This window comes from Vibrio sp. 2132-1 (assembly GCF_033344315.1).
On the sequence record NZ_JAWPON010000512.1, the window covers coordinates 1 to 618 of the forward strand.

The following is a 618-nucleotide window of genomic DNA, read 5'->3' on the forward strand; positions in this document are numbered from 1 at the left end:
TTTGTCGTTTCACTTCCTGTTAAGCTGCAAAAGCAGTCAATGACCGCTCCATCAACTTAAACAGTGTGCGTTGCAGAGCTGCCGCATCATCAATGACAATGTTCTTTTGGAACAGTCCTGACACTGCGGTAGTCTCTACCCCTATGCCGATCACCTCAACATCGCTTCGTTCACAGAGGTCAATCACTGAGCGACATGCCGGGGCGCTTTGAGGCTGCCCGTCAGTCACTACGATCAACATTTTTCGCTCTTCACGGGTCTTGGTGAGTTCAAAAGCTGCATACCACATAGCTTCCGCCATAGGCGTACCGCCAGTTGCTTTGAACCCAAACCGACCGGCCCGATTCTGAACCGTATCTCCATGCTTCACGACACTGAACACTGGCTGGTTCCGGTTGCCACCAAAAAAGGTGACTGCCGGGTTTACGCCGGGTATTGCTTCCAGAGCCATCGAAATAGCCAAGGACGCTTCCCGCGCAATGTCTTGACGCTCCTTTCCATTGGCGGCCTTGTAGGCCATCGAGGAGCTCATATCAACCAGGATGTGAACCGCCGTATTAGGGCGTTTCTTGGCTTCTGGCTTGAGGAATACGCGGGTATCACCCGTCACTACACGAT

General features: G+C 52.6%; 1 protein-coding gene. It reads right to left on the minus strand.

Annotated features, from left to right (window positions below):
* Window positions 1-19: 19 nt before the first annotated feature.
* Window positions 20-618, minus strand: a 599-nt coding sequence (locus R8N47_RS26365; protein ID WP_318186253.1) for a VWA domain-containing protein, incomplete at its 5' end; no start/stop codon positions are given.